Here is a 7,359-nt window from a genome sequence, read left to right on the forward strand (position 1 = left end):
CACTATACTCTTGATACTCTCTCCCGCCCACCGGAAAAATCCGCTGACCCCAAAACAATGACGGCACAACAGGAAAACGACACGCCGCAAACCAACCTGCCGGGACACACCGCATTTAAAATCCATTTATCGTTGCAAACATCTGTAAATGTGGTGAAAATCTTTCGCCGAACCGTTTTTTTTTATTAATTTTGCATGGTAATAACCCTAAAAGGAAATATGGCAGAAGACATAACCAAGGAAAGCAATTATTCCGCGAGTAACATTCAGGTCCTCGAAGGACTTGAAGCCGTGCGCAAGCGCCCCGCGATGTACATAGGAGACATCAGCGAGAAAGGTCTGCACCACCTCGTCAACGAGACGGTGGACAACTCTATCGACGAGGCCATGGCCGGCTATTGCACCCACATCGAAGTAACGATAAACGAAGATAACTCGATAACAGTACAGGACAACGGACGAGGCATACCCGTAGACGAGCACGAGAAGCTCCACAAGTCGGCGCTGGAAGTGGTGATGACAGTGCTGCATGCCGGTGGAAAGTTCGACAAAGGCTCTTACAAAGTCAGCGGCGGACTGCACGGCGTGGGCGTGAGCTGCGTCAACGCGCTCTCCACGCACATGCTCTCCCAGGTGTTCCGTGACGGCAAGATATACCAACAGGAATACGAAAGCGGCAAGCCCATGTATCCTGTCAAGGTCGTGGGCGAGACCGACAAGCGTGGTACACGCCAGCAATTCTGGCCCGACGGCAACATCTTCACCACCACGGAATACAAATATGACATCATAGCGAAGCGCATGCGCGAACTGGCCTATCTCAACGCCGGAATCACAATAACGCTGACCGACATGCGCCCCGATGATGAAGGAAACACACGCAGCGAGGTGTTTCACGCAAAAGACGGACTGAAAGAGTTCGTGCGCTACGTGGACCGTCACCGCACACACCTCTTCGACGACGTGATATACCTCAAAACCGAAAAGCAGGGCATACCGATTGAGGTAGCCGTGATGTACAATACCGACTATGCCGAGAACATACACTCGTATGTCAACAATATCAACACCATCGAGGGAGGCACCCATCTCGTAGGCTTCCGCATGGCATTGACACGCACATTGAAGAAATATGCCGATGCCGACCCGGTAATCTCAAAGCAGATAGAGAAAGCGAAAATCGAGATTGCGGGCGAAGACTTCCGCGAGGGACTCACCGCCGTAATATCGATAAAGGTGGCCGAGCCGCAGTTTGAGGGCCAGACAAAGACCAAGCTCGGCAACAGCGAGGTGGCCGGAGCCGTGCAGCAGGCAGTAGGCGAGGCGCTGGCATATTATCTCGAAGAGCATCCCAAAGAGGCAAAGCAAATCTGCGACAAGGTGATACTGGCCGCCACGGCGCGCATTGCGGCACGAAAAGCACGGGAAAGCGTGCAGCGCAAAAACCCGATGACAGGCGGCGGACTGCCCGGAAAGCTGGCAGACTGCTCCAACAAGGATCCGAAGGTATGCGAGATATTCCTTGTCGAGGGAGACTCGGCCGGCGGTTCTGCAAAACAAGGCCGCGACCGGTACACTCAGGCCATACTGCCGCTGAGAGGAAAGATACTCAACGTGGAGAAGGTTATGTGGCACAAGGTATTCGAAAGCGAGTCTGTGATGAACATCATACAGAGCATCGGTGTACGATTCGGTGTGGACGGCGAGGCCGACAAGGAAGCCAACATCGACAAGTTGCGCTACGACAAGATCATAATCATGACCGACGCCGACGTCGACGGCTCACACATCGACACGCTGATAATGACACTGTTCTACCGGTTCATGCCGAAAGTGATACAAGACGGACATCTGTACATCGCCACGCCGCCGCTATATCAGTGTACATACAAGAACAAAGCCAAGGAATATTGCTACACCGAGCAACAGCGACAGGCATTCATAGACAAATGGGGCGATGGGACAGACGATGGAAAAAACATCCACACGCAACGCTATAAAGGTCTCGGCGAGATGAACCCCGAACAGTTGTGGGAGACAACCATGAACCCGGAGACACGCCTGCTGAAACAGGTGACCATAGAAAACGCCGCCGAAGCCGACGAGATTTTCTCAATGCTGATGGGCGACGACGTGGAACCCAGACGAGAATTCATAGAAAAGAACGCGACATACGCAAACATCGACGCATAAAACCAAAAAGCCGGCTCAACGCCGGCTTTTTACTTATCAGCAATAAAAAGACGTTTTATTCAGGAGACAAAAAGTATATCAGAGATTAAAGAAAATCTTACCGGGAGTTAAATAAACCGATGAAACTATCGCCCGCAAACTCCGGATGGAACTTAAAGACACATCCAACACACAATACCCACCGCATATATTTCCACAACATATATACTGACTTACCGCCAATCCATTTACCATTTACCGCTTACCACACAACCACTTATCCCTTACTACTCATCTCCTTACCACCCACCTCCTCAATGACAGCCTCTTAAAACATCTGCACCTTAAGTCCGAGCGACAACCCGAATGCGTCTCCGAGGCTCACATTGCCGTCTTGAATCATGGCACGCAGGTATATATCACACGTGCTCACTTCGTAAAAAGCCGTGACACTCTTGATGAACTTGCGCTTGTTGCGGGGCACGACAGCCGTCACACGCTGCCCCACGAAGACATTCACTCGCACTTTCGTGCTGAGAAACTGATAGTACTTATCGGGATACCGCTTCGGCTCACGCCCCCAAAACTCATGCCCGAAAACAGTATTGAAATATATGCCGCACGATAACGGCTCGGCATTGAAATCACCACCGAGGTCTATCCTCCACGGAATATAATTCTGCTTTATCGTCATAGTAGTCTTGGCACGCTCGCTGTTGAAACGCGGCAGATAGCCGAAAAGCAGATTGGTCTCATATTGCCGTCTGTTACCGTAGTTCCACCCGACACCCAACGACATCATACCCATATTGCCGGCATACTGGACTATAATCTGCGTAGGTATGAGAAAGTTCCACATCCTGCGGTATCTCTCCACCCTGATATCATACCTTGTCGGCGCGTTTTCTTTCCCGCCACCTTCCACACTGTCCGCGGCATGTGGTCCTGCACTCAAAGGCATCATGGCATCCGATGCCGACGCACGGCATAACGGCGACAAAACAGACATCGCGACAAACAGCAAACAGAACTTAAAAATGTATGATTTCATAGTCATAACCGCCAGGAGTGATGGTAAACAAAAAATAACTGCGCTTCTCTATGTTCGGCGCTCCATAGTATACAAGGCCGTCGTCGTATATATCTTCTGTCTGCAAACAGTGGTCGTGACCGTTGAGACAGAACATGATGCCGGGAAAACGAAGCACGTAATGCTCGAAAGCATTTGCCACATTATTATTGAACTGCTCGCAGTATGGCCGTGCGTGCATGCATATCACAGTACGGTCGAAAAGCTCTCCGTCCTCGACGATCTGCTTTTCCATGAAGTCGAAGTTGGGAACAGCCGCCAGATAGTCGTACTCGGTGGCATTGGTATTCAGGCAAACAAACTTCACCCTGCCGGCGATGAAACTGAAATCGGCCGGCCCGTACATCACGGAATACACATCGTCGCCAGTGCCGAGGAAGTCGTGATTGCCTATCAGGGCCACATACGGCACACGAACGGCTGAAAGGATGTCGCGCTTCCACAAATATTCCTTCGTCGTCCCGCAGTCTGTCAGGTCTCCGCCGTGAATAACAAAGTCTATGCTGTCCCTGCCGTTTATGTCTTCCACCATATCTTTCGTGTCGCCGTACCAGCCGTGAGTATCGCTGACAAACGCCACACGGAGAGTGTCTTTGTCCTTGCAGGCACGCTCTATCCGCTCCATGTTTCGCGCGTTTATATCGCGCTCTCCGTCAAAACGGGCATCATACGGATGATAATCAAACCATCCCTTACATCCGGCAAGCACAGCACAAAGAATAATGAAATACAGTATCCGCATATAAACATTCCGTGATTTAACCATGCAAAGATACGAATAAGTAGCATAAAAACCGAGAAACCGATTTGAGTTTTTAAGCGCTGCCGCCGCTTTTATCGGGCTTTTATCAGGTCACCAAAATAATTTCATCATGCTTTTATGTCACAACATCAAATATTTATATTAAATTTGCGGTGCCAAATCACGGATTAATGGACAAAGAACATATAAAGGATACCAACATACAGGTTATCAAAGAATGGACTCCCACAAACTTCATCGGCAATGACATCATCATTACCGACAAGATAAACCTGGCTCCCACCACGGGACAGCCCCACCGGATGAACTTCATACTGCTGGCGATATGCACTAAAGGGGAAATAGGATTTACGGTAGACACGCAAAGATACACCGCCAAAACCAACGACGCCATAATCATATCAGACCGCCACATCGTGGAACATTACCACACGAGCGACGATGCCGAGGGCATGCTGATAGTCCTTTCCGTGGGATTTTTCTACGAGACGGTAAGCAACGTGAGCGACATTTCAACACTGTTCATGTTTTCGAGAAACAACCATGTGGTAAGCCTGTCACAGAAAGAAGCCGACATCTTCAGAAGCTACTGCGACATGCTGAAGGGCAAAATCGCCGACACGGAAAACCAATTCCGACGCGAACTGTCAAGGACGCTGGTACTGGCGATGTTCTACGACATGGGCAACGTGATATACCGGGTGCAGAAAAAGAGCGACAAGAAACAGAACCGGGCCGACGCTATTTTCACGAAATTCATCCTTCTCGTCGAAGACAACTACAAGACCGAGCGCCGTGTGGGCTGGTATGCCGAGCAGCTATGCATCACTCCGAAATACCTTTCGGAGACGGTGAAGCACGTCAGCCGACGCACACCGAACGAATGGATAGACCGATATGTGACACTCGAAATCCGGATACTGCTCAGGAACTCGACCAAGAGTATAAAAGAGATTGCCACCGACCTGTGTTTCCCCAACCAGTCTTTTCTCGGCAAATACTTCAAGGAGCATGTGGGGATGTCTCCGTCGGAATACAGAAAATCGTAGTCCGCCAACAGGACATCAACAGATAATGCCCGGCAACTGCCGGGCATCCTCATGGCGGCATTCCGATCGGACAGCCGCAAGTATCTCTACGCAAGCAAACGGTAACCTTATATCATCCCCATCCGCTTCAGTTCGTCGGCCGCTTCTTCGAGCATAGAGTACCAACCGGCACCGAAACGCCGTATAAGAGGCTCCTTAAGAAATCTGTATACCGGCATACCTGTCTCGCGACCTTTGGCCATCGCCGCGCGACATACATCCCACTGATGATAGTTAAGCCCCACGGTGCCATTGCTCAACGCCACTTCGCGGATAGGGTAAAGAGCGCAACTGATCGGTTTGCAAAACTTTATACTGCCCTCGCGATACGCCTTTTCGAGAGCGCAGAAACAGCATCCGCCCTCATGGCATGTGAAAACACAGTCCTTTCCGCCCACAATGCTCGTCACCAGGTCGCCCTCCTCATCGGTATAAGCCACCCCCTGACGGTCTATCACCGCCTGTGCCGATGCCGTGAGGCCGGGCCACACCGTCTCTACCGCATCTTCGATCGCTGCCACCTCGTCAATCGTCACCGGTGCGCCGGCATCTCCCTCCACACAGCACTCACCGTGACAGGCATCGAGATCGCAACAAAATTTCTCCCTGAATATGTCTATCGACACCAGCACGTCACCCACTTCTATTATCGACGGCAGTCTGTCTTCCATATTATTGTCATCCTTTTATGTTTACGCTATATCGTTTTATTTCTCCCAGTGCATGCATCCGTACAAGCACATGCAGGCTTGCTACCACCTTATCGGCTCTATACCGTTGCCAGCCAGATAATCGTTCGCCCTGGAAAAGTGATGGTTTCCGAACCATCCGCCACGGTTGGCAGACAGCGGCGACGGATGGACAGACTGCAATACAAGATGCCGTGACGTATCGATGAACGATGCCTTGCTGCGTGCATAGCCACCCCATAAGATGAACACGAGGTGCTCACGGCCGGCATTGAGCGCCCGTATGGCGGCATCGGTGAACCGCTCCCACCCTCTCCGCTGATGGCTCGCCGCCTGACGGGCACGCACCGTGAGCGTGGCATTGAGCAGAAGCACACCCTGCTCCGCCCACCGTGTAAGATTGCCGCTCGCCGGCATCGGTGTGCCGAGGTCGAGCTGTATCTCCTTGAAAATATTGACAAGAGATGGCGGGAAAGGCACTCCGTCGTTGACAGAGAAACTGAGGCCGTGTGCCTGCCCTGGCTCGTGATACGGGTCCTGCCCTATGATGACAACCTTCACCTTGTCGAAAGGACACAGGTTGAAAGCGTTGAAAATAAGACTGCCCGGAGGATAGCATGTGGTACTTGTGTATTCTGAACGCACAAACTCCGTAAGCCCGGCGAAATACGGCTTATCAAACTCATCTCCTATATGCCGGCGCCATGACTCTTCTATCTTTACATTCATATCGGTTGATTGTTAATGATTTGCAAAAATACGACTTTTTCCCGTAAGTACAAAAACAAACCGTTATCTTTACAACAAGCAGCATAATACGTACCCCCTATATTTACTATTAAGATAAGAAACAGTCATTTAAACAAAATAAAAATATGAATATAAGAAAAACAGCCAATCTTGCAACCTTGTTTTTTTGCAGGAACATTAATTACTGCGTGCGGTTCATCAAGTAAAGTAACATCTCGGCTTAGTGATGGGGATGACTCAATCAAAGTGGAAGTTTCGACTAAGGTCAGCACCAATTATGGGTCAGTAGAAAATTAGTGGGGATAAAATTTTTCATACCAAAAAAGTTATATCGAACTTTGGAGCATGGAAAATGATTACTTGCAAATATTGGCACAAATAGTTCTTCCGGCGCAGATACTTGATTATTTCACCATCGCCGGTATATCTCAGACCTCCACAGAGATACGCATTAATCTTGATGAGAAAATGGATTCAGAGCTGTCCTCGGATGTCCATTTTGAGTCTAAAGGCTTTATGGAGCCTGTAAGCGTGACGGACTTTCCGATAAGAGACCACAAGGTGATTCTTCGGATACGGCGGAGGCGTTGGACAGACATCAGGACCGGCAAGAGTTTCAGCATCCCGATAGCCCTTGACGTGGTCGCCAAGGGCACGCGTTACTCCAAGGAATTTGGAGCTTTTTTAAAAGAGACGTATGGAGAGTCCCCGGTGACCTGCCGTACGCTTGAGGAATTTTACCATATTGACTCCCACACGTTCGAGAAGCGGTATAAGGAAGTGCCCAGCGGATTCCGGCAGTGGGAT

The 7,359-nt window shown here is 50.1% G+C and carries 7 protein-coding genes and 1 pseudogene; 4 read left to right on the plus strand and 4 right to left on the minus strand.

Features of this window, described 5'->3' with window-relative positions; genetic code table 11:
• Positions 1-189 (plus strand): hypothetical protein (locus MoGM_RS13235; protein ID WP_233210082.1); only part of this gene is annotated, 189 nt, incomplete at its 5' end.
• Between the two features lie 30 nt (positions 190-219).
• Positions 220-2,193 carry a DNA topoisomerase (ATP-hydrolyzing) subunit B gene (gene gyrB, locus MoGM_RS00520; protein WP_104368288.1) on the plus strand — a complete coding sequence of 658 codons (1,974 nt, stop codon included), beginning with the start codon at positions 220-222 and terminating at the stop codon, positions 2,191-2,193.
• A gap of 307 nt (positions 2,194-2,500) precedes the next feature.
• Here gyrB and MoGM_RS00525 read toward each other — a convergent pair whose 3' ends face one another.
• Together MoGM_RS00525 and MoGM_RS00530 are read right to left on the minus strand one after the other, a co-directional pair.
• Positions 2,501-3,223, minus strand: coding sequence for a hypothetical protein (locus MoGM_RS00525; protein ID WP_104368289.1), 723 nt, complete (start codon positions 3,221-3,223; stop codon positions 2,501-2,503).
• On the minus strand, positions 3,204-4,004 hold the full coding sequence (locus tag MoGM_RS00530; protein WP_104368290.1) for a metallophosphoesterase: 801 nt from the start codon (positions 4,002-4,004) through the stop codon (positions 3,204-3,206). Before MoGM_RS00530 ends, MoGM_RS00525 begins: the two co-directional genes overlap by 20 nt.
• 191 nt (positions 4,005-4,195) lie before the next feature.
• Between MoGM_RS00530 and MoGM_RS00535 the strand changes: the two genes are divergently transcribed.
• Complete coding sequence (locus tag MoGM_RS00535; protein ID WP_104368291.1) at positions 4,196-5,074, plus strand: helix-turn-helix domain-containing protein; 879 nt, start codon at positions 4,196-4,198, stop codon at positions 5,072-5,074.
• A 107-nt stretch (positions 5,075-5,181) separates the two neighbouring features.
• Here MoGM_RS00535 and MoGM_RS00540 read toward each other — a convergent pair whose 3' ends face one another.
• Both MoGM_RS00540 and ung read right to left on the minus strand, forming a co-directional pair.
• Positions 5,182-5,784 carry a DUF3109 family protein gene (locus tag MoGM_RS00540; protein WP_104368292.1) on the minus strand — a complete coding sequence of 201 codons (603 nt, stop codon included), beginning with the start codon at positions 5,782-5,784 and terminating at the stop codon, positions 5,182-5,184.
• Between the two features lie 81 nt (positions 5,785-5,865).
• A complete protein-coding gene (gene ung / locus MoGM_RS00545; RefSeq protein ID WP_104368293.1) occupies positions 5,866-6,531 on the minus strand; it encodes a uracil-DNA glycosylase in 666 nt (221 codons plus the stop codon).
• Positions 6,532-6,897: 366 nt separating this feature from the next.
• Here ung and MoGM_RS00550 point away from each other — a divergent pair.
• A pseudogene (locus tag MoGM_RS00550) lies at positions 6,898-7,283 on the plus strand (hypothetical protein).
• Positions 7,284-7,359 lie beyond the last annotated feature (76 nt).

Origin of the sequence: Prevotella sp. MGM1, from assembly GCF_002933775.1 — a bacterium.
Taxonomy (GTDB): Bacteria; Bacteroidota; Bacteroidia; order Bacteroidales; family Bacteroidaceae; genus Prevotella.